Origin of the sequence: Brachybacterium sp. p3-SID957, assembly GCF_025144775.1 — a bacterium.
GTDB classification, from domain to species: domain Bacteria; phylum Actinomycetota; class Actinomycetes; order Actinomycetales; family Dermabacteraceae; genus Brachybacterium; species Brachybacterium epidermidis.
On the sequence record NZ_JALXKT010000003.1, the window covers coordinates 67,317 to 91,029 of the forward strand.

The following is a 23,713-nucleotide window of genomic DNA, read 5'->3' on the forward strand; positions in this document are numbered from 1 at the left end:
GACTGGGATTCTCACCCTCGTGCGGCCGTGAGTGCGACGGGGCGGATCCACGGGCGCGGGACCTCGTCGGTCACAGCCCGCCTCTAGGGTGGGATCATCCGGCGCCAGCCGGAAGGAAGGGCCGGTAGGAATGCAGATGGAGTTCGGATGGACGGCCGACGGCGCTGCCTGGGCCGATGCTCCCGGGCACGCCGCGCACGGGCAGGTGCGGATGGGCCCCCGGGGCCTGGTGCAGCTGCTGCAGACAAGGCTCGGCCTCACCCGCCCCGCCGTGGACCAGGCCGTGCGCATCGCGCAGTACATGCAACTCATCCACCAGCACCTGGATTCGGCTTCCGAACCCGAGGCGTTCTGGCCGTCCCGCTCCTTCGCAGTGGATCCGTGGAGCACCTCCCGCCAGCTGCTGCGCTGGCGGGATGCAGCGGTCGAGGCCGGTTGGAACCCTCCGGGCACGGACCACCCACTGCCACCGCGGCTGGCCGCGCTGCGCGATGTGGAGGACGCCGTGGTGGTCGGCATGCCCGGCACCACGGGCATCGCCGGGCGCCCGGCCACCCTCTCCCCGTCATCCGCTGATGACCTGGTCGAGCTGCTGTCCCTGCTGGAGGAGCTGGAGCGCACCGGCGGCACCTGGCCGCTGGGCATCACCCAGGTCACCGCGCAGGAGGACCCTTCCGCACTGCCCGGCCTGTGGCCCCGGCTGTTCGCCGCGCTGGCCCGCAGCGGGGTCGTGGTGCAGGCACCGCCGGCAGCGCAGCCCACGCCCGGCCCGCACCTCGAGGTGGTGGTCTGCCAGGACGAATGGACCGCCGCCGACGTCGCCGCTCGGTACCTGGCCGCCTCCCACGCGGCCGCACCCGCACCGGCTGCACCCGCTCCCGCCGCAGCTGCCGCGCACTCCCCCGAGGCCCCCGGGGGTGCATCCCTCACCCTCCTGGCAGGAGCCGACACCACCATCCTGGATCAGGCACTGCGGCGCCGCGGGCTGCCCGCGGCGGGTGCGGTCGCCCCCTCGACCGCACGCGCCCACCACCAGGTGCTGGGGCTGTACCTCGACGTCGCCACCGCCCCGGTGGACGTCCACCAGCTCGCCGCCCTGCTGGACCTGCGAGTGCTCCCGGGGGCCGATGGCGATGCCGAGCCCATCGGCCTGGTGCCCGCCGCTGCCCGTCGGCTCCTGCTGCGGGCGCTCACGCAGGAGCCCGGCGTGGGCGGCCCGGCCTGGCGGCGCGCCCTGGGCGAGCTCGAGGAGCGCCTCGCCGCCGCCGATGCGGATCTCCGCCCCAGCGCGGAGAAGGCACTGACGGCCGCCCAGGAGATCCACCGTCTGGTCACAGACCCGCTCCCCGCGGATCGTCTGCAGCCCCCGGCGGTCGCGGCCCGGCTGGACTGGCTGTCGCAGCGGCTGCAGGCCGTCTCCCACGGGGACGGGGACCTGCTGGCCTCCCTCACCCAGGTGCGCACCCTGCAGGCCGTGCTGGGGATGCTCGATCCGACCACTTTGCTCTCACGGCGCACCCTGCAGCAGATCATCGACGCCTGCGGCGGGTCCGGTCGCTCCCCGCTGGCCGGCGCGCAGGTGGCGACCTGGAAGGTCACCACCCGCCCTGCACAGGTCGCGGCCGCGGGCGGCACCGTGCTGTGGTGGGCCCCCGAGGGCGGTGAGACCCCGACCGCCGTGCAATGGGACCAGGCCGAGCGTGAGGCCCTGCGCTCGGCAGGCGCCCACCTGATCGATCCCGAGCAGCTCGCCGGCCTGCACGTCGATGCGGCCCTGCGGGGCCTGCGCACCGCAGGGCAGGTGATCGCGGTGCTGCCCGGGCGCCGGCTGGAGAAGCCACCGCCGCCCAGCGGCCTGCTGGCCCACCTGGAGAGCGCACGCAGGCAGGACGGGCCACCAGGAGCGCACCGCCGCAGCCCCGAATCACTGATCACCGGCGGCACCTGGGCGCTCGGCGGCGTCGAACTGCCGGTGCGCGTTCCCGGGCTGGTCCGGGCGGAACCGCCGGAGCACCTTCACCGTCAGTTCGCCACCGGTGCGCATCTGCTCCCACAGCGCCTGTCGTTCACCGCGGCGCAGACCCTCGTGGGGTGCCCGCTGCACTGGCTGCTCCAGCACGCCCTCGGCGTGCGCACCGCGGACGTCGCCGCCCTGCCCACCGGGGACCGGATGATCGGCACCCTGGTGCACGCCGTGATGGAGCAGCTGGTGCAGCAGCGGTGGGACGACGGCGTCGGTGGCGCGCCGCTCCGTCCGCCCACCGACGAGGAGATCACCTCCGTCTTCGATCGCCTCGTCCCCCAGTTCGCCTCCGAGCTGGACCTTCCCGGCCACGCGGCGCAGCGAGCCGATGTGCACGACCGCGCCGTGCGGTCCCTGCGCACCCTGTTCGCGGGCACGGCGCGAGCAGGCCTGCGGATCACCGGCACCGAGGTGCGCTTCTCCCATCCCCTCACGCTGCCGCTGGCCGGCGGCGCGCGCACCATCGAGTTCGTGGGCAGCCGCGACCTGGACCTGCGCGATGCCTCCGGGCACCCCACGGTGATCGACCTGAAGTGGTCCCGCAGCCGCACCCGCTACGGCGACCTGTACGAGACCGGGGACGCCGTGCAGCTGGCCTCCTACGCCTGGGCCCTCGACCAGGCCGAGTCGCTCGCCGAGCCCGCGCAGGTGGGGTACTTCCTGCTGCATGCCGGTGAGTTCGTCTCCGCGGACCGCGAGCTGGATCCGCGCCGTCGCACCCCGATGGACGTGCGCGACTCCTGGGAGCGCCTGACGCGCTCGGTCACCACCGCCCTGGATCAGATCGCCGAAGGCACGGCCGTGGCCGGCTGCCGATCGCTGCTCGCTGGCGCGAACCTGCCGCTGGACGCCCCCTACAGCAAGCGCAGGAGGGCACTGGAGGGCGCCCGGGCCGCGGCACGCTCCGAGGGCCTGGTGGCCGTCGACAGCTACTGCGCCACCAGCGAGTACGCCCAGCTGTGCGGCATGACGGGAGACTTCCGATGACCTTCACCCTGATCAACGCCTCCGCCGGCTCCGGCAAAACCCACACCCTCACCCACGACATCGCCGAGCGGATCAAGGGCGGCCTGCAGCCCTCCCAGCTGATCGCCACCACCTTCACCACCAAGGCCGCCGCCGAGCTCTCCGACCGGGTGCGGCGCACCCTGCTGGAGGTGGGCGACGCCCAGGCCGCCACCGGGATCGACAGCGCCATGATCGGCACCGTCAACGCGGTGGCCGGGCAGCTGCTGCGCGAGTTCGCCATGGACGCCGGGATCTCCCCGGACGTGCAGGTGCTGGACGCCGACCGGCAGAAGGCCGCCTTCAACGCCGCCATCGACGACGCTGCTGCGGCCGCCGGTGCCCGTTCGGGCGACCTGCTGGCGCGCACCGGCCACGACGGCGAGGAGGACCCTGCCCTCCCCTACAGCGCCACCCCGTCCTGGCGCTCCCACGTGCGAGACCTCGCCGGCCGGGCCCGCACCAATCGCATCGGAGCGGACCAGCTGCGCGCCGCGGCCGCGGCCTCGTGGCAGGAGTACCGGGACGCAGCACTGCCGGCCGCCTCCGATCAGGATCGCAGGCAGGCCTGGCTGGCCGGGCTGGACGGTGCTCTGCAGGCCCTTCGTGCCGAGGCCGATGCCGCCGCAGAGAGCCCTGCAGCGACCATCCGCAAGCATCTCGACCCCCTCGAGCAGCTGCGCCGTGACCTGGCCGATCCCTCGCGCGCCCCCTGGGCGGGATGGGCGAAGCTCGCGAAGCCCGCGCAGGTGGCCGAGGCCCGGGCCGCCGCCAAGGAGGCGGGCAGGAAGCTCCCTGGTTTCGCGTACGCCAAGGCCGTGGATGCTGCGCTGCTGGGAATCTCCCAGCAGGTCGCCGACGAGCTGCTGGCCAATCCTGTGCTGCAGGCCGATGCGCGGGAGCTGATCCACCTGGTGATGGACACGGCCGCCGGGTCCCTCGACGCGTACGCGCAGTACAAGGACGATCTGGGGCTGATCGACTTCGTCGATCAGGAGGTGCGCACCCTCGAGCTGATCCGCAGCAGTCCACGGGCTCAACAGGCCATCAAGGATCGCTTCCGCCTGCTGGCGGTCGACGAGTTCCAGGACACCTCCCCCGTCCAGCTCGAGCTGTTCCTCGAGCTGGGCAGGCTGATCGAGGACAAGATCTGGGTGGGGGACCCCAAGCAGGCCATCTACGGCTTCCGCGACGCCGACCCCTCCCTCATGCTCGATGTGCTGGCGCTGCTGGAGGCCGGCACGACCGAATGGGGCAAGGGCGAGATCACCGACCTCACCCATTCCTGGCGCTCCCAGGAACCGGTGCTGGACCTGGTCAACGCGATCTTCCCGCGCATCTTCCCCCACATGCCCATCGAACGTGTCACGCTGGCCGCCGCAGAGGAAGCCGTCGCCCGGCGCCGTGCGCAGGGCCACCCGCCGGGGCGACTGGAGGCGTGGATCCCCGAATACACCGGCCGCAAGCCCTTCGCGCAGCACGCCACCGCCGTGGCCGACGGCATCATGCAACTGCTGGCCGAACCCGGTGTCGGGCCCTCGGACATCGCCGTGCTGGTGCGCAAGAACCACCAGGCGGAGCAGGTGATCGAGGCGCTCACCGCGCGCGGCATCCCTGCCTCCGGTGAGGGAGCGAGCATCCTCGCCACCCGCGAGGGCAGGATCCTGCGCGCAGCCCTCGCCGTCACCCTGGACCTCAGCGACACCCTGGCACTCACCGAGCTGGTGGACCTGCTGCCCGGCCATCGGGCGCACCGCGACTGGTTCACCCAGCTCACCGCAGCCCCCGATGCCCAGGCGCGCCAGGAGGTGTTCCGGCAGTGGTGGAGGGATCCCAGCCTCGCCCGGCTGCATGCCCTGCGGGAGGGCTGCATCCTGCTCACCCCCGTCGAGATGATCGCCGCCCTCATCGACGCCCTGGACCTCCCCGAGCTGATCCGCACCTGGTCGCTGCCCGACCAGCGACTGCGCACCCTCGATGCCGTGCGCGCCCTGGCCGCCGAGTACGCCGACCAGGCCCGCATGGACTCCCGTCCCATCACCCTGACCGGCCTGCGGGCCGCACTGGACGAGTCCGACCGCGGCCCGAACCTCACCGGTAGCCCGGACACGGTGTGGGTGGGCACCGTGCACGGGGCGAAGGGGCTCGAGTGGTCCCGCGTGGTGGTGATGCTCGAGGCGAAGCCCACCGAGCGCACCCACACCTGGGGATCGTTCATCGCCCCGGCCCCGCAGCTGGACGTCACCGCTCCCCTAGCCGGGCGCTCCGCGCGGTACTGGCCCAAGCTCCTGGATTCCTACCCGCCGGTGCAGGAGGGCCTCGAGGCATCAGCGCACGCCCAGCACCGCCTGAGGCAGGACCGGAACGAGGCCGGTCGCCTGCAGTACGTGGCCTTCACCCGCTCGGCCGATGTCACCGTGCTGTCCGGGGAGGGCAGCGCGCCCGCACTCGACGCCCTCGTGGCCGACGACGACACGGGGACCACTGGCGCGGGTGCCAACGGCAGCACGGCGACCGCCGTCGACGGCGCCGCGGGCCCGGGGCCCCTGCTGTCGTGGTCCCTCGGCCAGTCCTTCCTCCAGGTCGCCGGCGCCGAGCAGCTTCCCGCGGTGGTGCGCTCCACCCGTGGAACGCTCCCCGAGGACGCCGAGGCCTACGGCTCGGCGCGCAGCCCCCTGGCCGCCACCGACCTGCCCGACACCCACCCGTCCCTGGCCGGCACCGACGTCGCGGCGTCCATCGCCCCTGCACGGTCCGTGCGTCTCCAGGCCTCCGGCGTGGCCTCGGCCGCGGAGCTGGGCACCGTCGGCGCACCCCAGCGGATCGGCACGCCTCTGGTCTCCCAGGGCGCGGCCGGCTGGGAGCGCGTGGGCGAGGCGGTGCACGCCTACCTGTCGCTGCCGCTGGACAGCCTCACCCCTGAGCAGCGCGCGCAGGCCGCGCAGCGCCTGGTGGAGCGCTGGACCGTGACCCGGTCCGTCGGCGCTGATGCACTGATGCGTGCCGGCGAGGCCTGGTCTGCTTTCCTGGAGGACCGGTTCCCGGGAGCCCAGCAGCTCACCGAGCAGCCCATCACCTGGTGGAACCAGGACGATCAGGTGATGGAGGGATGGATCGACACCCTCCTGCGACTGCCGGACGGCCGCATCGTGCTGGTCGACCACAAGACCTATCCGGGGGCGGAGCCGGTGCGGCACGTGCGCGAGCACTACCTGGGCCAGCTGGACACCTACTCGCAGGCCCTCGCCGCCGCCGGGATCCCGCCCGCCCAGGTGCTGATCCACCTGCCTCTGCGCGGAGAGGTGCTCGAGGTGGACCTGGAGGTCAACCGTGCCCGGTGATCCAGCGCGAGAGCCCACCCAGGCCGTTGCCGGGAGGACACCGTCTGCTGCCGCGCACGAGGCCATCGCGGCCGTCCCCGAGCCACCACCGTCCACGGCCCTCCCACCGGGGGTTCAGCAGGCCGTCCAGGCGGCACACGTACTGCTCGACGAGGCAGTGCGCGGCGGGAGCCGCCGGATGCTGGGGATCACCGGGGCACCGGGGGCGGGCAAGTCCACCCTCACGGCACTGCTCGCCTCCCACCTGCCCGCCGGGTCCTGCGCGGTGGTGCCGATGGACGGCTTCCACCTGGCCGATGCGGCCCTGGAACGCATGGGCCTGCGCGACCGCAAGGGCGCCCCGGCCACCTTCGACGCCACCGGCTACACGGCCCTGCTGCAGCGGCTGCGCAGCGCCCGAAGGCACGACCCACCGGTGTGGGCGCCCATGTTCGAACGCGACCTCGAGCAGCCCATTGCCGGGGCCATCGACGTCCCTGGCGGCGTGCCACTGGTGATCACCGAAGGCAACTACCTGCTGCTGGACGACGGCCCCTTCGCTCAGGTGAGGGCCCTGCTGGACGAGGTCTGGTTCGTCGAGACGCCCGAGGACCTCCGGCACCACCGGCTGATCGCACGCCACGAGCTGTTCGGGAAGGACCCGCAGGCCGCCCGCGCCTGGGCCCTGGGGCCGGACGAGTCCAACGCCCGCATCGTCGCCGCCACCCGAGCCCGGGCCGACCGGGTGTTCGCTCTGGTGTAGCAGCCGCGACCGACGGCGGGTCACAGGCAGCGCCCCGTCTCAGCGTCGCTGCACGGCCCTCACGAAGTCGGCCGAACGGGCGCGCAGCCCCGCGATCCGCTGCTCGCGGTGGTACTCCAGAAGCGCTGGGTCTGCCGTACGCAGCTCCACCGCGGTAGGGGCGCGTCGCACGTTCCTCGAGCAACCGAAGTCCGCACAGATGGCGGTGCCGATCGAGTTCCCGCGTCGGCCGGCCTCGCCTGCCAGCGGGGCCACGAAGGACGCAGCATGCACGCCGTCGATGACGTCCTGGCACCAGGCGCAGAGCATCTTCGTGGACGTCACTGATGAACTCCCGCGCAGCAGGAGGCAGGTGAGCTCACCATCGACCTCGAGGGCGACGTAGTGCAGGAGTGGACGGCGAGCATCCTGCCAGCCCAGGTAGTCCCGCTCCTCCCACGCGATCTGTGAGAGGTCGGGAAGGACAGCGCGCTTCGCGTCACCCTTGCTGATGTTGAGGAAGGAACTGCGGATCTGGTTCTCGGTCAAGGGGTTCATCACGGGGTCCTCACGGCGGGCGTGCGCACATGCCCCTTCTGTGGGGGACGGCGCAGGAGAGAGATCAGGTCACGATGGCGATGGCGCGCGGGGGCACGCCTCGTCACACCGAGGCGCACCGGAGCTCAGGCGATGATGCCGCAGAGCTCCTGGAACTCCTCCCCCGTCAGCTCCAGGCTCATGGCCTTGGCCGAATCGGTGATCGACTCAGGCCGGCTGGCGCCGGGGATCGGGATCACGTGCTCGCCCAGGCCCAGCTGCCAGGCCAGCACCACCTGCTGCGGGGACACGTCGTGCGCCTTGGCGATGCGGGCGATCTGCGCGAACCGCTCCCCCACACCACTGGCCCCACCGCCCGTTCCGCCCAGCGGCGACCAGGGCACGAAGGCGATGCCGTTCTCACCGCAGTGCTTCAGCTCCTCCCGGCTGGTCTGGAAGAAGGTGGGCGAGAACTGGTTCTGCACAGCCGCCAGGCCTCCCTCGCCCAGCACCTCGATCGCCACGTCGATCTCCTCGACGTTCGCGTTGGAGATGCCGATCTCCCTGATCAGGCCCTCCTGCTTGAACGACGCCAGGGTCTCGATGCCCTCGGCGTACCGGATGGAGCGATCAGGGCGGTGCCAGTAGTAGAGGTCGATGGCGTCGGTCTCGAGGTTCTTCAGGGACTTCTCCAGCGCGGAGCGGAGGTACTCGGCGGAGCCGTCCCGGCCCCAGGCCTCGCCCTCACCGCGCGTGATGCCGCCCTTGGTGGCCACCACCACCTGGGAGCGGTCGCCGTCCCAGTTGTTCAGGGCGTCGGCCACGATCTTCTCGTTGTGCCCCATGGTGTCCCAGGAGGGGGCGTAGATGTCAGCGGTATCCAGGAAGGTGATGCCGGCGTCGAGCGCGGCGTGCACGGTGGCGTGGGCCTGCTCCTGCGGGGCGGCGTCGCCGCGGCCCTGGGACAGGGGCATCACGCCCATGCCGATCGGGGAGACGGTCAGGGATCCGATGCGACGGGTTGCGACGTTCTCGTGGGCTGTGGTGGTGGTCATGCTTCGAGCCTACGCATGGTGCGGTGCTACGGGGACTGCTCGGTCCGAACGGTCGGGGCGGGGCCGGGTTGTCCTCGGGCCACGCGGGGGCGGGTGGACTCGCGCTCGATGATCTTCGAGCGCAGCAGCGTGGTGGAGGGCTCCTCGTCCGGGTCGGCCATGCGCTGTCCTAGCATGCGGGCCGCCGCCCGGCCGGTGCCGCGCACCGGCTGACTGACCACGGAGAGCGACGGGGTCACCAGGCGTGTCCACAGGTCATCGTCGGTGGCCAGCAGTGCGGGGGCTTCGGTCCTGCCGCGCAGGGCCTCGAAGGCCCCGGCGGACATGCGGTTGTTGGTGACGTACACGCAGTCCGCCTCACCGCCCGTGAGGATCTCCTGCATCGCTGAGCGGCCCGAGTCCAGGAACAGGTCGCCGCGCAGCAGGTTCTGCTCCCCCACCTCCACGCCGGCGCCCCGCCAGGCCTGCAGGAACCCGGTTGCGCGGTCCTCGGTGGTGCGCAGCTCCGGCGGTCCCGCGATCACCACGGGGCGCCGGAAGCCGCGCTCGTGCAGGTGCACGGCAGCCTGCCTTCCGGCATCGACGTTGTCGGTGGCCACCAGGTCCGTGCTGGCACCCTCGACCCAGCGGTCCACCAGCACCAGGGGGATGTCCGCCTCGATCAGCGGTGAGAGGTCCGTGTGGGTACGGTCCACGGGGATCAGCACCACGCCGGAGACCTGCCTGCCCACCAGCTGCGCGAAGCAGGTGCGCTCAATCTCGAGATCCTCCTCGGTGTGGGCGATCAGCACCGATTGGTTCTGCCCGCGCGCGATGCGCTCCACCTCGGTGGTGATCTGCGAGAAGTACGGGTTCTCCGCATCGGGCGCGACCACCGCGATCTGCGCCGAGCCGCCGCGCCGCAGGGAGCGGCCCATCGCATTGGGCACGTAGCCGGTGGTGCGCACGGCGGCGCGCACCCGGCGGCTGAGCTCCTTGTCGACGGTGGGGGCACCGTTGATGACGCGGGAAACGGTCGCCGAGGACACGCCCGCGGTGCGCGCCACGTCCATGATGGTGGGGCGGCGCGACGCCATGGGTTCCTCCTCGGGAAGAGGGCTGTCAGTCCACGGCGGGGCGGGCATCACCGCACAGGTGCACGGTGACCCCGAGTCGCTCGAACGCGGCAGCCTTCGCGGTCAGGGCACGGTCGGCGGAGACCGCGTCGTCAGCGTAGACGAGCTGGGCGTGATTGGCCTTGTGCCGGGCCATGAACTGGTCGCGGCTCACGCCGTGCAGCACCACGTGGGCGATGGGCCACTCGGGATTGGTGGCCTCCTTGCGTCGGCGGGTCTCCTCCTCGGGAAGCTCAATCACGCTGCCACGGCCGATGTCCAGGTGCAGGGCGTCGTCCTGCACGTACAGGCGGGACCAGACGATCTCCCCGGGCTTGGAGACGCCGTTGATGGTGGAGCCGCCTGCGGGGAAGAACGCCGGGCCCTGCCGCCAGCCCTCGGCGCCCTCGTACCCGCCGATCAGGTGGCTGGGCGGGACGGAGCCGGAGATCTCGTACACCCACACGTACCGGCCCTCGTACTCCTCGCCCCAGCGCACGTCGTGCAGGGTGGTGGCGGGATCCATCCCCATCGCGGTCCACAGGCGGTTGGTGAGCAGGGCATCCACTGCCACGCCCTCGTCGACCTCGTTGAAGTGGGGCAGCGCCTGCCCCTCCCACAGCACCCGGGAGCCGTCCCGGCTGGTGACCGGAGGACGCTGCACGTTGTTCAGCAGGCCCTCGACGAGGTCGGAGGCGGGGCACACGTCCTTCAGGCCCTGCTGGTACTGGATGCCCACGGCGTCCAGGCCGTAGTCGTCGCTGATGCGCAGGGCGGCCACGTACATCTTGAACTGCCAGCGCAGCTGGGTCTCGGTCAGCTCGGTGGCCTCGTCGGTGCCGAGCCGGAACGTCATCCCGGCGTCCTTCAGCCAAGCGCCGACGGCATCGGCCTCCTGGTCGGTGACGGTCTGCATCTCGGCCCACAGGGCCGACTGGGACAGGCGCTCCTTGTAGATGCCCAGGGGGTTGAGCATCTCGTCGTCGATGATCGCGTTGTACATGCCCATGCAGCCCTCGTCGAAGATGCCGATGATGGCCTTCTGGTCGAGCAGCTGCTCGGCGACCTCCCGGCCCAGCTCCACCTCGGGGGTGATCGGCAGGTCCGGCAGGGGCGCGACGTGGGAGTCGTCGTGCTCGATGCGGCCGGTCTCCACGAAGCTGCGGATGCCGTCGCGGAACCAGTCGTCGGTGCCGTCGACGGTCCAGGTGGTGGCGTACTCGCGACCCATCTTGGTCAGGCCGCCGTTGAGGTTCAGCAGGCCCACCAGGCCAGGCCAGGTGGGGTCGAAGTTGGCGACGGTGAGGACGGGACCCCGGTGGGTGCGCAGCCCGGCCAGCACATGGTGGCTGTACTGCCAGTTCGCGGTGGCCACGATCAGGGGGGCCTCCGGGGGGATGGTCGCGAAGACCTCCATGCCCATGCGCTGGGAGACGATGAACCCGTGGCCTCGCTCCGCATCCGGTTCGAAGGCGCGCTGCAGGCGCCAGCCGGTGGCCTCGACGGCCTCGGTGACGATCCGCTCGAGCTCCTGCTGGAACGGCCAGCTGGGCAGGTTGGCGCTCTCGCGCAGGTCGCCGCTGGGGATCAGGTAGGCGGTGCGCTCCGGCGCGGTGGGGGCCTCGCGACGCTCGGGGAGGGCGTAGGTGCGGGTCTCGGTGGCGGTCATCGGTGACTCCTTCGGGGTCGGGCGGTGCATCGTGAGCCCACTCGTCGTGGGCCCGGTCGTGGGTGGTCCGGTGGTCTCAGCGGCGTCGCTGCAGAGCGGCCAGGGCGTGGGTGATGCCCCGTGTGGCGGGGTAGAGCTCCCGGTAGGAGCGGTACAGCTCGTCGTACAGCGCTCGCCTCTCGGGGTCGGGGGTGAGGGTCCGGGCCGGTGGGTTCCACGCACGGGCCCGGGTGCGGGCCTCGCCGTCGAACCCGTCTGCATGGTCGGCGGCCAGCATCGCCGCCCCGTAGGAGGCGCCGACGGTGGAGGTGGGGATCACCTGGTCGATGCCGGTGACGTCGGAGACGATCCGGGTCCACAGCCCGCCCTGGGTGCCGCCGCCGACGGCGACGACCCGCTCGATGGGGGCTCCGGCCTGCCGCAGCTCCTCGACGTTGTGGCGCACCCCGAAAGCGGTGGCCTCCAGTGCGGCGCGGTACAGGTGGCCGCGGCCGTGGTCCAGGGTGAGGCCGGCGATCACGCCGCGGGCGTCGGGGTCCTGGACGGGGGTGCGCTCCCCCGCGTAGTACGGGAGCATCAGCAGCCCGCCGGCGCCGGGCCCGACGGCGTCGGCCTCGGCGAGCAGCTGCGGGTAGGGCACCTCGCCGGTGAGGCGGCGCAGCCAGGCGGTGATCGCCCCCGAGGTGGCCATCCCGCCGGCCAGGCAGTACGTGCTCTCGAAGGCGCCGACGGTGCCCCACATGGTGCCGCCAGTGACTCGCTGGTCGGTGGTGGCCACCAGGAACATGGTGGTGCCGTACATCAGCATCAGGTCGCCCGGGTTCTGGGCGTCGGCACTGACGGCCTCGGTCCAGGCGTCGATCGAACCGGTGATCACCGGGGTGCCGGGCTCGATGCCGGGCAGGACCGAGGCGGCCTCCGCGGTGACCGTGCCGGCCTGGTCACCGGGCCACCGCAGCTCGGGCAGCGGCAGGCCGGGGGCGATCAGCTCGGCCCACGGCTGGTGCCAGGCCAGCTGCTCGGAGTCGTACAGCGGGGAGGACTGGCTGGCGCTGTGGTGGTCCAGCACGTAGGCACCGGTGAGCTTCAGCGCCAGGTAGCTGGCGGGCATCAGGAAGCGCTGGGCGCGGGCGTAGGCCTCGGGCTCGTGCTCGCGGATCCAGGCGATCTTGGGCCCGGCGGCCTGGGAGGTGAGCACGGAACCACCGCGGGTCAGGATCTCCTGCTCGCCGAGCTGCTCGGTGAGGCGGGAGATCTGCTCACCGGCCCGGGTGTCCACCCCGTAGAGGATGGCCGGGCGCACCGGCTCGCCGTCCTGATCGGCCAGCAGCACGCACGGCCCCATCCCGGAGACGCCGAGGGCCTGCACCTCCGTTCCACCGGGTGCGGTGAGCTCCGCGGTGATGGAGGCGAACTCCTCCCACCAGAGGCGGGCGTCCATCTCCACGTGCCCGGGAGCGGGGCGGTCCACCTCGTGCTCTCGCACCGCGGTGCGCAGGATGGTCCCGTCGGCCGCCACCAGCACACCCTTGGTGCTGGAGGTGCCGACGTCGACCCCCAGCACGGCGGGCGCGGCGGGTGATCTCTCGCCTGCCACGACGGTCAGGCCTGCTCGGTGCGGGCCGGGCCGATGGGGCTGAGGGGGCCGGGGCCGGCGTTGTACTGGATCTCCATCGCGTCGTAGTCCGGGGCTGCGGGTCGCGCGGCCGCGGGCCTGTCGAGGTAGAAGATCGCGGTGGAGGCGATGTCGTCGCGCAGCGGAAGGTAGCGGCCGGCGGACTTCCAGCCCAGTGCCTGGATATCGACCTTGGGCAGGCCCTTGGCGAAGCGGATCGGATCCGCCACGTGCCAGCGGTACATGCCGAACCGCTGCTGAGCGACGTACAGGCCGTCGGGGCGGATCACCTGCGGCATGCCGAGGTAGGGGGTGGTGAACGCGGTGTATCCCTCGCCGGGGATGTCGAAGTTCCAGGCGCCGCCGAAGTAGTCCTCGGTACCGGTGCCCGCGATGGTCGGGAAGCCGGAGACCGGGTCGTCATCATCCATGTAGAACTTGATCTCGCCCTCGCCCCACCAGCCGTTGGAGTGCACACCCCAGGCGATGTAGGTGCCCACGTACTGGCCCTGGCCCTCGATGCCTTCCAGCAGCACGTGCGGGGTGGCCTCGTCCAGGGGGTTGGAGCGGCGCCACTGGGCATGGAAGTAGGCGTCCTCGCTGTGATCGCCGCCGATCTCGTAGGTGACCTGGTAGTACACGCGGGCATCGGTGTCCGAGGTGTTCTCCAGGGTGAGCCGTGCGCCCTCGCGGAACGGCATCGGCCAGTAGGAGTTGAAGCCGCCATGCGGGTTGGCGGCGACCATCTGCGAGTCCACCTGGGCGAACACGCCCCAGCCGTGGCAGAAGAAGTCGCCGTAGGGCACCTCGACCGCGGGCTCCTCGCTGCCGTCCCAGTAGGCGCGCAGCACCAGCGTGCGCCAGTTGTCAGGGTGCGTGGTGACCCAGATGTGGGTGATCACGCCGGCGGTGTCGATCTCCGCCAGGGTGAAGGTCTCCCCCGCCTTCACGTCGACGCTGGGCGAGATCTTCCAGCCCTGACCCAGGTCCCGGCCCGCCTCGGCGCCGGTTCCCTCGGTGGCGCGGCCGCCGCCGCCCGGGGAGCCGTCGAAGTTCTCGGGGCTGATCGAACGGGTCAGGGTGGGGCGCAGGCGGGCGAGGTGCGTGGGATCGTGGCTCATGGTGGATGGCTCCCTGGGGCGGTGTCGACGCTGAGACTGATGAGGGGAAACGCCCCCTTGACGAGGAAACGTTTACCAGCACCATACGGAGTGGGGGCGGTTGGAGTCAACGATGACCCCGCCCGGGTCGACGTTTGCCGACGAGGCCCCTCTACCCTGCGCGGCTGCACCGGATCCTCCCCGGAGCCGGACAGGACGCGGCCGCCGACAACCTCACGGAGCGCGGGTGGCACTCGGGCACTAGGTCCCGTTGACGGCATCACAGATCGGGGCTAGGGTGTGAAAACGATTACCGCCTCGTGAGCCCTCTTCGTGGTCAAAGCACGCGATGTCGCGTGCGAGGAACCGCCGCCGGAACCACGAGCACTCTCACCCGCCCCGGGCTCCCGGGCGAACCGACCCCGATCCGCAGCATCCCCGATGACGAGGAGAACGATCATGAAGCGACGTACATTCATCAGCGCAGCCGGTGCCGCTGCGGCCGTGGGCGGTCTCGCCGCCTGCGGCAGCGGCACCCCCGGGCAGTCGAAGGAGGACCCTCAGTCGGCGGGCCGCGCCCAGGTCGAGTTCTGGGGCAGCGTGTTCACCACGCCGGAGAACGACTGGTACCAGAAGGTCGTCGACGACTTCAACGCCGCCCAGGAGGACGTGTTCGTCAACTACCAGGTGGTCCCCGGTGACGCCTGGGACCAGAAGCTGAAGGCTGCGCAGGCAGCGGGCAATGCGCCCGACATGTACGTGCAACCCGGGCGTCTCGACACCGCCGCCCGCACCGGTCTCCTGCTCCCCCTGGACGACCTGTTCGATGCGAGTGCGCTCGATGGCGCCACCGACGCGGCCAAGGAGGTGTGCCAGTACCAGGGCCAGTTCTACGGCTTCCCGCTGCTGGTCGAGCCGCAGATGATGCTCTACTGGAACAAGGAGCTGTTCGAAAAGGCGGGCCTGGACCCCGAGGCGCCGCCCGCCTCCTGGGACGAGACCTACGAGGCATGCGAGGCCCTGGCCTCCGTGATGGGCAACGGAGAGTTCGCACTGAACACTGCGGTCGACTCCGGCACCTTCGGATGGACCACTGTCGCCGCCCAGATGCACGTGGCGGGTCATCTGCCGATCTCTGATGACTGGTCCACGGCTGACGCTGAGGATCCTGCGTACGAAGAGCTCATCACCTTCTACAAGACCCTTCAGGACAACAAGTGGATCCCGCGGCAGCCGCTGGGAGCCGGCAACTCGGCGCAGGCGCTGGGCGAGGGCAAGGTGGCCATGATGTCCCAGGGCTCATGGGGCATGTCGGAGATCGCTGCGGACTACCCGGACATGGTGGAGAAGATCGGGATGGCCCCGTGGGTGCAGAGCGACGGGGATCAGACCACCTCCGTCTCCACCATCGGCAACATGAAGTGGGTCATCGACGCCAAGGCGAAGGAGCCCGAGGGAACCGCCGCCTTCTTCGAGTGGGTGCTCACCGACGCGGAGGTGCTCAAGCCCTTCTTCGTGGATACGCAGTTCACCAAGGCTCCGGCGCGCGACGAGGTGACCGAGGTGGTCAACTCCGACCCCGCGGCCGAGGACGCTCCGTGGTCCGACGTGGTCTTCGAGGACGTGGTGCCCTATTGCATCCCCGAGGCCCAGTACCCGTGGGACGTCAACTTGGCGATGGGCAATGCGATCCAAGCCGGCATGCTCGGCGAGAAGTCGCCCGCCGATGCCCTGGCCGAAGCGCAAAAGGAGATCCAGAAGGTGATCGACCGCGAGAACCTTGCGGAGATCCGCGCCGAGATGGACGCCTGATCGGCGTCGGCGAGGGAGGACAGGCGATGGCCATCAGCACGACGACCCGTACCAGACCCAAGTCGGCGGTGCACCCCAGCCGCCGCGGCGACACCAGCATGGCGTACATCATGCTGGCGCCGGTCCTGATCCTGCTCAGCATCTTCGTGCTGTGGCCGGCGATCCAGGCGGTGTACCTGAGCTTCTTCGACTGGAGCTTCTACTCCGAGTCGGCCTTCGTGGGCTGGAAGAACTACACCAACGTGCTGACGGACGGGAACTTCTGGTCGGCGATCGTGCGCGGCCTCCAGTTCGTGCTGATGACCGTGCCGATCGGCCTCGTCCTGGCCTTCCTCGTCGCCTCCCTGGCGACCTCCGTGTCGCGCAGGATCTCCACGCTGCTGAAGATCAGCATCTACATCCCGTCGGTGATCTCGGGCGTGATCGCCTCGATCACGTTCGTGATCATCTATGACTACTCAGGCGGCCTGCTGAACGCCCTGGTCAACCTGTTCGGCATCGACAACCAGGCGTGGCTGGGAGATACCCGCTTCGCGCTGGCTGCGATCGCCGTGCCGGCGGTGTGGCTGGGAATGGGCATCAGCACGCTCATCATGATCGCTGCCATGCTCGACATCCCTGAGAGCCTCTATGAGGCGGCAGAGCTCGAGGGCGCCAACTGGTGGCAGAAGACTATCTACATCACGATTCCGCAGATGAAGAATGTGCTTCTGTTCCTGCTGATCACCGGGTTCGTCGGCTCGATCCAGCAGTTCGAGCTGCCGCTGGTGATGACCGGCGGCGGCCCCAACAGCGCCACCGAGCTGCCGAACCTCTTCATCTTCAATCACTTCCGCGGGGATGCTTACGTGGGCTATTCGATCGCCGCGGCGCTGCTGCTGTTCCTGGTGCTGGGGACGATCTCCTCGATCATCTTCCGCATCGTCAACTCCGAGAAGCTGGTCGACTGACATGACCGTGACCACTGAACAGACCGCTGCCCCACTCATGCAGGATGCTGCTCAGGCCGCATCCGTGCGCCGCACAGCCCGCAGGCGCCGCATGCTCCATCCACGATGGATGCTCACTTTCCTGATGAAGGCGTTCTTCTCGCTGATCATCGTGATGCTGGCGCTGTTCCCCCTGGCCTGGATGGTGATCTCGGGGTTCAAGATCCGCACCGAGGTGGTCTCCACCCCCTTCCAGTTCTTCCCGGAGGTCTGGCACTGGGAGAACTACGTGCAGATCCTCTCGGATCCCAGCTTCCTGCGGACGCTGATGATCACCGGGCTCGGAGCGGTCATCTTCACGACAGGGTCGATCGCCGTGAACTCCATGGCCGCCTACGCGTTCGCACGGCTCGAGTTCAAGGGCAAGCGCTTCGTGTGGCCCCTGGTGCTGATGACGATGTTCATCCCCGGCATGACGATCCTGCTCACCAGCTTCATCGTGGTGACGGACCTGCGGATGCTGGACACCTTGGCGGTGCTGATCATCCCCGGTATGGCCACCGCCGGCCACGTTTTCTTCGTGCGCCAGTTCTACCTGAACATCCCCTCCAGCCTGGAGGAGGCCGCCGTGGTGGACGGGTGTGGAAGATGGGGTGTGTACCTGCGCATCTTCCTCCCCCTGTCCAAGGCGCCCTTCGTCGTCGTGGGCATCACCAGCTTCATGGCGTTCTGGAACAGCTTCGTGTGGCCGGTGCTCACGATCACCAGTCCGGACCTCTACCAGGTGCAGCAGTACCTGGCCGCTTTCCGCGGAGAGCGCAGCTCGGAACTCGGGATCCTGATGGCGGGCTCCGCCTGCGCGGCCGCCCCGATCATCATCATCTTCCTGATCTTCCAACGACAGATCATCGCCAACATCAAGATGGCGGGCCTGAAGTAGTCAGGGGAGCCCGCATCAGCGGTGCCGTGCAGCAGCTACAGTGCATCGGCGGTCCTACTTCCCCGCGAGGCCCAAGCCCAGTCCACGAATCGCACCGTGCCGTCCGGTGCGGTGGGACTCCTGCACAGTGGGCGGGTCGGGCGCCGGGCACGGTGTCGCGGGGCCTGCAAAGAGTCGAGTGCCTCCCGTACCTGCTCGATCTGTACGGGCGTCAAGGGGGGATGTGGGCAGTGGCCCGGTAGCAACCTCGGCGACCAGGACGAACCAGTCTCCTTTAGTGAAGCTCGCGACCAGCGAAGGTACGGGCGCAGCGGCGGGGAGTGCCGCGAGGGTGTCCGCCGCGCGTCGATTGAGTCGTACGGAGTCAGGAATGTCGAGTTACCGAACTGCCGTGACGAACAGGCTGTGACCTGTCGTAGCTGTGACGATCTAGGTGCTGCTCGGAGAGAATCCGTCGGAGCAGGGCCGTGTGTGCGCGACCGGGCCCCGCGTATCGCCCTAAGTCTGCCGCGCAGGGATGTCGGGAAGTGGACCACGTCCGGCGGTGGTTCATGCGCGCCACCTTCCCACGAGCGCTTGGTCATTGCTACGGCATTTCGATCCCCAGCGGGCGAATGGTGAGGCCGCCCCTCCCCCAGCCGCCGCCGGTGACCCAGCAGCGCCCCTCCGCCTCGGGGTCCGTGATGATCTCGGCGCAGTGCTCATCGAGGTCGAGATCCACAGCACCTGCGTCCTCGAAGCGCATCGGGTCGGTGGACCAGTAGGCGAGGGTGCGGTCGTACTGGGTGGACTCGCACACGAACAGAAGCCACCCCTGCCCCGCGCGCACCACGAACGGCGACTCGGTGGGCCCGCCGTAGGTGCCCTCGACGGTGGACTGGTAGGCGACCTCGGGTTCGGACCATGCGAACAGGTCGTCGCTCGTGCGCACGGCGACCTGGTGGAAGCCGCCCTCGGGTGCGGACGTGCGGGTGTAGTACATCAGCCAGCGCTCCCCGTCATGGATCACCATCGGGTCGCGGGCATCGAAGCCGTCCTCGAACAGGGTGCCGCCGGGATGGTGCTCCCAGGTGAACAGGTCCCCACTGGTGGCGAGCTCCATGCGGTACCGGGTGTGGTCCTCGGTGCCGCCGGCATAGAACATCCAGTAGCGGTCGTCGTGGGCGATCACATGCGGCGCCCACACGTGGGTCTCGCCGATGTCCTTCCGTGCATCGAGGACGGGGTCGTGAATGGTCCACGTCGCCCCGTCGAGGTCGTCGGCAGAAGCGTGGAGGAAGAGATCCTCGTGCAGCGGATCGGCGGGCTCCGGGTGCCAGATGCCGAAGACGTGCCAGCGTCCATCGGCCGCACGGATCAGCGTGTGGTCGTTGATGTACCAGCGCTCCTGGGCCGACGGCGAGGCGTCCAGCAGGCGGCGCTTCTCCCCGGGAATGAGACGGACCATCGGGCAGCGCTCCTTCACGGCGACGACGTAGTAAATCGTTTACCCACTCCATCATGCAGACGAGCGGGCACCCGAGCATTCTTCGCGCCATCGCACGGGATGACGCGACACATGGGTCGCACACGAGCCTATCCTGTTCGCGAATCGGCGGTAAACGATTGCTCTCGTAGCCCGTTGAGGCCTACTCTGGCAGGGCAGTGTCGTGCTCACCCCACACCAATGGAGCTTCGGATGAACACCCCTCGTACTGACCGCACCCGGCCCACGAGAACCCGGCCCACGAGCGCCGCGGCCACGAGCACCCCAGCCACGAGCACCGCGCCCCCCGGCGCCGTCGACCGCGCCTCGTTCCTGCGCAGCGGCGCGCTGGCCGTGGGCGCCGGAGCGCTCGGCGTCGCCGCGGCCGCCCAGCCTGCCCTCGCCGACCCCGCCGCGCCTGAACCCGGCAGGGGTCCGCGCGGCGTCGGCCCCGGCGTGGATCCGAACCCGCACTACGAGCGTCCGCGCATCACCCGCCTGAAGACGGTGACGGGACCGGGCATCACCACCCGGTTCCGCATGGATGCCACGGACCTGGGCGCCCCGGCCGTCACCCCCGACGGCCGCATCCTGGTGATCTTCGGCGACACCTTCGAGGAACCCGCGGTGGGCGGGGGCTGGTGGCGCTCCCCCGTCGGCCTCTACGCGGATCCGAAGCGCAAGCTCAAGCACGGCCTGGAATGGACCGGCGCCGTGGGAGGCGAGGCCGCCGAGGAGCTCGTCGAGTACGCGCACGACAGCAATCCTGTCTCCACCATCCTGCCCGGTGATGTGCTCACCGTGGGCGACACGATGTACCTGTGGGTGATGGTCAACCACGGCTTCGGCAACGTCGGCTCCACCGAGATCTGGACCTCGGCCAATTCCGGGGAGACCTGGGAGCGCACCGCTCAGATGTTCCCCGGCGACCACCTCGACGGCTTCTCGCAGCAGTGCACCTGGTGCCTGAACCCCGAGGACGACCACGTCTACCTGCTCACCACCGGTTTCCAGCGGGACAAGTCCTCGATCCTGCAGCGCGTCCACAAGGATTCGATCCTGGACCCGGACGCCTACGAGACCTGGGGCGCCACCGGCGAGGGCGAGGACCAGCAGTGGGCCTGGGGCAACCCGCCCACCCCGGTGCTGCACGGCGCGATCGGTGAGATGTGCCTGCGCATCGTGGAGGGCACGTGGGTGCTCACCTGGTTCAACGCCGGCCTGTACCGGGTGGACGTGGCGATCGCCGATACCCCCACCGCATTCGGCAAGGCCCCCTTCATCGAGACCCTGCTGTGGGGCTGCGGCTGGGGCCAGGAGGACGACGAGCGCGTGGCGCAGCTCTACGGTCCGTACGTGCTCCCCGGCTCGACGCTGGATGACCTGCACCTGCTGTGCTCGCAGTGGAACACCGGCGCCGGCTGGCCGTACCACGTGCAGCAGTACCGCGTGCAGGGCCTCGGCACCGGGATGCGCGCGCTGCGATGACCCCGCCTCGCGCGAGACCATCGCCCCACATCGACACCTCCGCCATGACGCGTTCCGGCTTCCTCCGCGCCGGGTTGGGCGCGCTGGGGGTCGGCGCGGGCCTGGGGGCCGGCGCGGCATGCTCGTCCCACAGGGATGGGACGCCCGACGGGGCGGTGACGGAAGGCTCCAGCGACCCCGCCCCATCGGCACGGTCCGATTTCGGGCCCGTGGCCGACGGGTGCCCGCGCGTGGAGCGCATGCACCCGATCACCGGGCCCGGCATCACCACCCGGTTCCGCATGGAGGCAACGGACCTGGGTGCCCCGACGGTCACGCCCGACGGCCGCATCCTGTTCATCTTCGGGGACACCTTCGAGGAGGCTGTGGTGGGTGGCGGCTTCTGGCGCTCGCCCGTGGGGCTGTTCGCCGATCCCGACGTGCCGCTGGACGACGGCATCACCTGGACCTCCGCGGTGGGAGGGCAGACCGCCGAGCAGCTGGTCCCCTACGAGCACGACGACGCCCCTGTCTCCACCATCCTGCCCGGTGATGTGCTCACCATCGGGGAGACGATGTACCTGTGGGTGATGGTCAACCACGGCTTCGGCAACGTCGCCGGCACAGAGATCTTGACCTCGGCCGATTCCGGCGAGACCTGGGAGCGCACCGCCCAGATGTTCCCGGGCGATCACCTCGACGGCTTCATGCAGCAGTGCACCTGGTTCCTGCACCCGGAGGACGGTCACGTGTATCTGCTGACCACGGGCTTCCAGCGGGACAAGGGCGCGATCCTCTCCCGGGTCCCCGCCGACGCGGTGCTCGATACTGAGGCCTACGAGACCTACGGGCGCACGGGCGAGAGCTGGGAGTGGGGCGGGCAGCCGGAGCCGGTGGTCGAGGGCACCGTGGGCGAGATGTGCCTGCGGGTCGTGGAGGGCACCTGGATGCTCACCTGGTTCGAGACCGCGGGGTACCGGGTTGACTGCCTGGGGGCGGACTCCCCCGAGGCGATCGCCGAGGCAGAGCCCCTCACGCTGCTGCACGGTGGGGAGTGGGGGAAGGAGGGCCACGACGTGGTGGCCCAGCTGTACGGGCCGTACATCGTTCCCGGCTCCACGCTCGAGGTGCTCCACCTGGTGTGCTCGCAGTGGCACACAGGTCCGGACTGGCCGTACCACGTGGAGCAGTACCGGATCGAGGATCCGCTGCGCCGTCAGTGCGCAGGCTGAGCCACGGGGACGATCCGCACTCCGGCTCGCGGGCACGACCGGGGCTCGGCACCGAACACGACCTGGACTCCGCACCGGGCAGAATCGACCCATGGCCTTCACGATTGACTTGCAGATCCCCACCGATACCGAGCTGCTCTCGCTGTACGACGCCGTGGGCTGGAGCGCCTACACCGCTGACCCGGAGCGCCTGGCGCGTGCGGTGCGCGGATCCCACCTGGTGCTGTGCGCTCGCAACGAGGCGACCGGTTCCCTGGTTGGCCTTGCCCGCACCGTCTCGGACGGGGAGACCATCGTGTACGTGCAGGACATCCTGGTCACGCCCGATCATCAGCGCGAAGGCATCGGCGGCGCGCTCCTGGACGCAGTGCTGGAGCACTACGCCGATGTGCGGCAGCTTGTGCTTCTCACCGACGACGAGCCCGGACAGCGCGCCTTCTACGAGTCGCGCGGGCTCACCGAGGCCCACGATATGAGCCCGCACCCCACCCGCGCCTTCGTGCGGTTCGTCTGAACGCGCACCGGGGCGCGACGATCCCCGAAGCCGTCGGCCTCCGGGATCGCGCCCCATCCCGGTGGCCTCGATGCCCAGCTCGTGGAACTCCGCGACGGTGGTGTCCAGCACTGCCTGGGAGGCCACCGCAGCCCTGTCCCTTGAGCGGCCTACGCTGGCCCCATGCACACATCCGATGACTCGTCCCCTTCGTGCTGTGCCGCCGGTAGGGAGCAGCTCGGCCCGGACACCGTTGCCTCCCAGGCATCGGCTGAGGGGACCGACAGCGCCTCCGTGGCCGCTCCCGTGCGTCGGGGTCCCGAGCACCCGCATGCCTTCGCGGCACCGTCCGAGCAGGTGCGCGCCCGCGCCCTGCACGCTGTGCCGATCGAGGCCGGTCCCTTCCGGATGGGAACCGAGGACGTCGACCGGAACCCCATGGACGCCGAGTCGCCGATCCGCGAGGTGGAGGTGGGCGCCTTCCGCATCGACCCCACCTGCGTGACCAACGCCGAGTTCGCAGCATTCGTGGACGAGACCGGGTACGTGACCGAGGCCGAGGAGTTCGGCTGGTCCTACGTGTTCGGGGCGCTGCTGGAGCCCGAGGTGCGCCGCTGCTCACCCAAGCCCCCGGGCACACCGTGGTGGAGGGCCGTGCACGGCGCTCGCTGGGATGCCCCGGAGGGCCCCGGCTCGGACGCCGAGGACCGTGCCGACCACCCCGTGGTGCACGTCTCCGTGCGTGACGCGGAGGCGTTCGCCGCCTGGTGCGGGATGCGTCTGCCCCGGGAGGCGGAATGGGAGAAGGCCGCCCGCGGCGGCATCGACCAGGCTCGCTACGCCTGGGGCGATGACCTCACCCCGGACGGTGAGCACCGCTGCAACATCTGGCAGGGCGCCTTCCCGTTGCGCAACACCCTCGAGGACGGGTACCTGGGCACGGCCCCGGTGCGGTCCTTCCCGCCCAACGGCTTCGGCCTGTACGAGGTGGCGGGCAACGTGTGGGAGTGGTGCGGCGACACATGGGACGCGGGGCACGCACCGTCGATGAGGGGTGACGTGCGTGTGATCCGCGGCGGCTCGTACCTGTGCCACGACTCGTACTGCAACCGCTACCGGGTGGCGGCCCGCCATGCCTCCGCCGTGGAGGACGCCAGCGACAACAAGGGCTTCCGCCTGGCCGCGGACGCCTGACCCTGCTGACCGGCAGGCCCT

At 70.4% G+C, this 23,713-nt stretch carries 17 protein-coding genes; 10 read left to right on the plus strand and 7 right to left on the minus strand.

What is annotated here, in order from left to right; translation table 11 throughout:
• Positions 1-136: 136 nt before the first annotated feature.
• The 3 genes from M3B01_RS01110 to M3B01_RS01120 all read left to right on the plus strand — a co-directional run bounded on the left by M3B01_RS01110 (position 137) and on the right by M3B01_RS01120 (position 7,111).
• The gene (locus tag M3B01_RS01110; RefSeq protein WP_259789008.1) at positions 137-3,010 is read left to right on the plus strand and encodes a PD-(D/E)XK nuclease family protein; all 2,874 of its coding nucleotides are present in this window, start codon (positions 137-139) and stop codon (positions 3,008-3,010) included.
• A complete protein-coding gene (locus tag M3B01_RS01115; RefSeq protein WP_259789010.1) occupies positions 3,007-6,369 on the plus strand; it encodes an exodeoxyribonuclease V subunit beta in 3,363 nt (1,120 codons plus the stop codon). The genes M3B01_RS01110 and M3B01_RS01115 overlap by 4 nt, the downstream gene beginning before the upstream one ends.
• A gap of 64 nt (positions 6,370-6,433) precedes the next feature.
• On the plus strand, positions 6,434-7,111 hold the full coding sequence (locus tag M3B01_RS01120) for a nucleoside/nucleotide kinase family protein (protein WP_396123321.1): 678 nt from the start codon (positions 6,434-6,436) through the stop codon (positions 7,109-7,111).
• Positions 7,112-7,150: 39 nt separating this feature from the next.
• On the opposite strand, the gene M3B01_RS01125 is transcribed toward M3B01_RS01120, so the two are convergent.
• From M3B01_RS01125 to M3B01_RS01150, 6 genes are all read right to left on the minus strand, one after another.
• Positions 7,151-7,648, minus strand: a complete 498-nt coding sequence (locus M3B01_RS01125) for an FBP domain-containing protein (RefSeq protein WP_259789012.1) — start codon at positions 7,646-7,648, stop codon at positions 7,151-7,153.
• Positions 7,649-7,773: 125 nt separating this feature from the next.
• A complete protein-coding gene (locus M3B01_RS01130) occupies positions 7,774-8,682 on the minus strand; it encodes an aldo/keto reductase (protein ID WP_259789013.1) in 909 nt (302 codons plus the stop codon).
• Positions 8,683-8,708: 26 nt separating this feature from the next.
• A complete protein-coding gene (locus tag M3B01_RS01135; protein ID WP_259789014.1) occupies positions 8,709-9,758 on the minus strand; it encodes a LacI family DNA-binding transcriptional regulator in 1,050 nt (349 codons plus the stop codon).
• Between the two features lie 25 nt (positions 9,759-9,783).
• Positions 9,784-11,445 carry a fucose isomerase gene (locus M3B01_RS01140; RefSeq protein ID WP_259789015.1) on the minus strand — a complete coding sequence of 554 codons (1,662 nt, stop codon included), beginning with the start codon at positions 11,443-11,445 and terminating at the stop codon, positions 9,784-9,786.
• A 76-nt stretch (positions 11,446-11,521) separates the two neighbouring features.
• A complete protein-coding gene (locus tag M3B01_RS01145) occupies positions 11,522-13,042 on the minus strand; it encodes an FGGY-family carbohydrate kinase (protein WP_259789017.1) in 1,521 nt (506 codons plus the stop codon).
• Between the two features lie 5 nt (positions 13,043-13,047).
• The gene (locus M3B01_RS01150) at positions 13,048-14,181 is read right to left on the minus strand and encodes a glycoside hydrolase family 172 protein (protein ID WP_259789019.1); all 1,134 of its coding nucleotides are present in this window, start codon (positions 14,179-14,181) and stop codon (positions 13,048-13,050) included.
• Between the two features lie 438 nt (positions 14,182-14,619).
• Between M3B01_RS01150 and M3B01_RS01155 the strand changes: the two genes are divergently transcribed.
• The 3 genes from M3B01_RS01155 to M3B01_RS01165 all read left to right on the plus strand — a co-directional run bounded on the left by M3B01_RS01155 (position 14,620) and on the right by M3B01_RS01165 (position 17,841).
• Positions 14,620-15,972: an extracellular solute-binding protein gene (locus M3B01_RS01155; RefSeq protein WP_259789021.1), complete on the plus strand. Its 1,353-nt coding sequence runs from the start codon at positions 14,620-14,622 to the stop codon at positions 15,970-15,972.
• 26 nt (positions 15,973-15,998) lie between these two features.
• Positions 15,999-16,922 carry a carbohydrate ABC transporter permease gene (locus M3B01_RS01160; protein WP_259789023.1) on the plus strand — a complete coding sequence of 308 codons (924 nt, stop codon included), beginning with the start codon at positions 15,999-16,001 and terminating at the stop codon, positions 16,920-16,922.
• 109 nt (positions 16,923-17,031) lie between these two features.
• Positions 17,032-17,841: a carbohydrate ABC transporter permease gene (locus tag M3B01_RS01165; protein ID WP_259789025.1), complete on the plus strand. Its 810-nt coding sequence runs from the start codon at positions 17,032-17,034 to the stop codon at positions 17,839-17,841.
• A gap of 586 nt (positions 17,842-18,427) precedes the next feature.
• Here M3B01_RS01165 and M3B01_RS01170 read toward each other — a convergent pair.
• Positions 18,428-19,288 (minus strand): family 43 glycosylhydrolase, encoded by an 861-nt coding sequence (locus M3B01_RS01170; RefSeq protein ID WP_259789027.1) that lies wholly within the window; start codon positions 19,286-19,288, stop codon positions 18,428-18,430.
• A 231-nt stretch (positions 19,289-19,519) separates the two neighbouring features.
• On the opposite strand from M3B01_RS01170, the gene M3B01_RS01175 reads away from it, so the two are divergent.
• The 4 genes from M3B01_RS01175 (at position 19,520) to M3B01_RS01190 (ending at position 23,692) form a co-directional block, all read left to right on the plus strand.
• A complete protein-coding gene (locus M3B01_RS01175; RefSeq protein WP_259789029.1) occupies positions 19,520-20,794 on the plus strand; it encodes a DUF4185 domain-containing protein in 1,275 nt (424 codons plus the stop codon).
• Positions 20,795-21,033: 239 nt separating this feature from the next.
• Positions 21,034-22,005: a DUF4185 domain-containing protein gene (locus tag M3B01_RS01180; RefSeq protein ID WP_259789031.1), complete on the plus strand. Its 972-nt coding sequence runs from the start codon at positions 21,034-21,036 to the stop codon at positions 22,003-22,005.
• Positions 22,006-22,096: 91 nt separating this feature from the next.
• Entirely contained in the window at positions 22,097-22,519 is a 423-nt protein-coding gene (locus M3B01_RS01185; RefSeq protein WP_259789033.1) for a GNAT family N-acetyltransferase, read from the plus strand.
• A 162-nt stretch (positions 22,520-22,681) separates the two neighbouring features.
• Entirely contained in the window at positions 22,682-23,692 is a 1,011-nt protein-coding gene (locus tag M3B01_RS01190) for a formylglycine-generating enzyme family protein (RefSeq protein WP_259789035.1), read from the plus strand.
• The last annotated feature ends 21 nt before the right edge of the window (positions 23,693-23,713 follow it).

Bases quoted from the DNA above. Each gene is read 5' to 3' on its own strand.
- M3B01_RS01115 (WP_259789010.1), top strand. From the start codon at position 3,007: ATGACCTTCACCCTGATCAACGCCTCCGCCGGCTCCGGCAAAACCCAC.
- M3B01_RS01125 (WP_259789012.1), bottom strand. From the start codon at position 7,648: ATGAACCCCTTGACCGAGAACCAGATCCGCAGTTCCTTCCTCAACATC.
- M3B01_RS01160 (WP_259789023.1), top strand. From the start codon at position 15,999: ATGGCCATCAGCACGACGACCCGTACCAGACCCAAGTCGGCGGTGCAC.
- M3B01_RS01175 (WP_259789029.1), top strand. From the start codon at position 19,520: ATGAACACCCCTCGTACTGACCGCACCCGGCCCACGAGAACCCGGCCC.
- M3B01_RS01155 (WP_259789021.1), top strand. From the start codon at position 14,620: ATGAAGCGACGTACATTCATCAGCGCAGCCGGTGCCGCTGCGGCCGTG.
- M3B01_RS01165 (WP_259789025.1), top strand. From the start codon at position 17,032: ATGCTCACTTTCCTGATGAAGGCGTTCTTCTCGCTGATCATCGTGATG.
- M3B01_RS01135 (WP_259789014.1), bottom strand. From the start codon at position 9,758: ATGGCGTCGCGCCGCCCCACCATCATGGACGTGGCGCGCACCGCGGGC.
- M3B01_RS01130 (WP_259789013.1), bottom strand. From the start codon at position 8,682: ATGACCACCACCACAGCCCACGAGAACGTCGCAACCCGTCGCATCGGA.
- M3B01_RS01190 (WP_259789035.1), top strand. From the start codon at position 22,682: ATGCACACATCCGATGACTCGTCCCCTTCGTGCTGTGCCGCCGGTAGG.
- M3B01_RS01110 (WP_259789008.1), top strand. From the start codon at position 137: ATGGAGTTCGGATGGACGGCCGACGGCGCTGCCTGGGCCGATGCTCCC.
- M3B01_RS01185 (WP_259789033.1), top strand. From the start codon at position 22,097: ATGGCCTTCACGATTGACTTGCAGATCCCCACCGATACCGAGCTGCTC.
- M3B01_RS01150 (WP_259789019.1), bottom strand. From the start codon at position 14,181: ATGAGCCACGATCCCACGCACCTCGCCCGCCTGCGCCCCACCCTGACC.
- M3B01_RS01140 (WP_259789015.1), bottom strand. From the start codon at position 11,445: ATGACCGCCACCGAGACCCGCACCTACGCCCTCCCCGAGCGTCGCGAG.
- M3B01_RS01170 (WP_259789027.1), bottom strand. From the start codon at position 19,288: ATGGTCCGTCTCATTCCCGGGGAGAAGCGCCGCCTGCTGGACGCCTCG.
- M3B01_RS01180 (WP_259789031.1), top strand. From the start codon at position 21,034: ATGCACCCGATCACCGGGCCCGGCATCACCACCCGGTTCCGCATGGAG.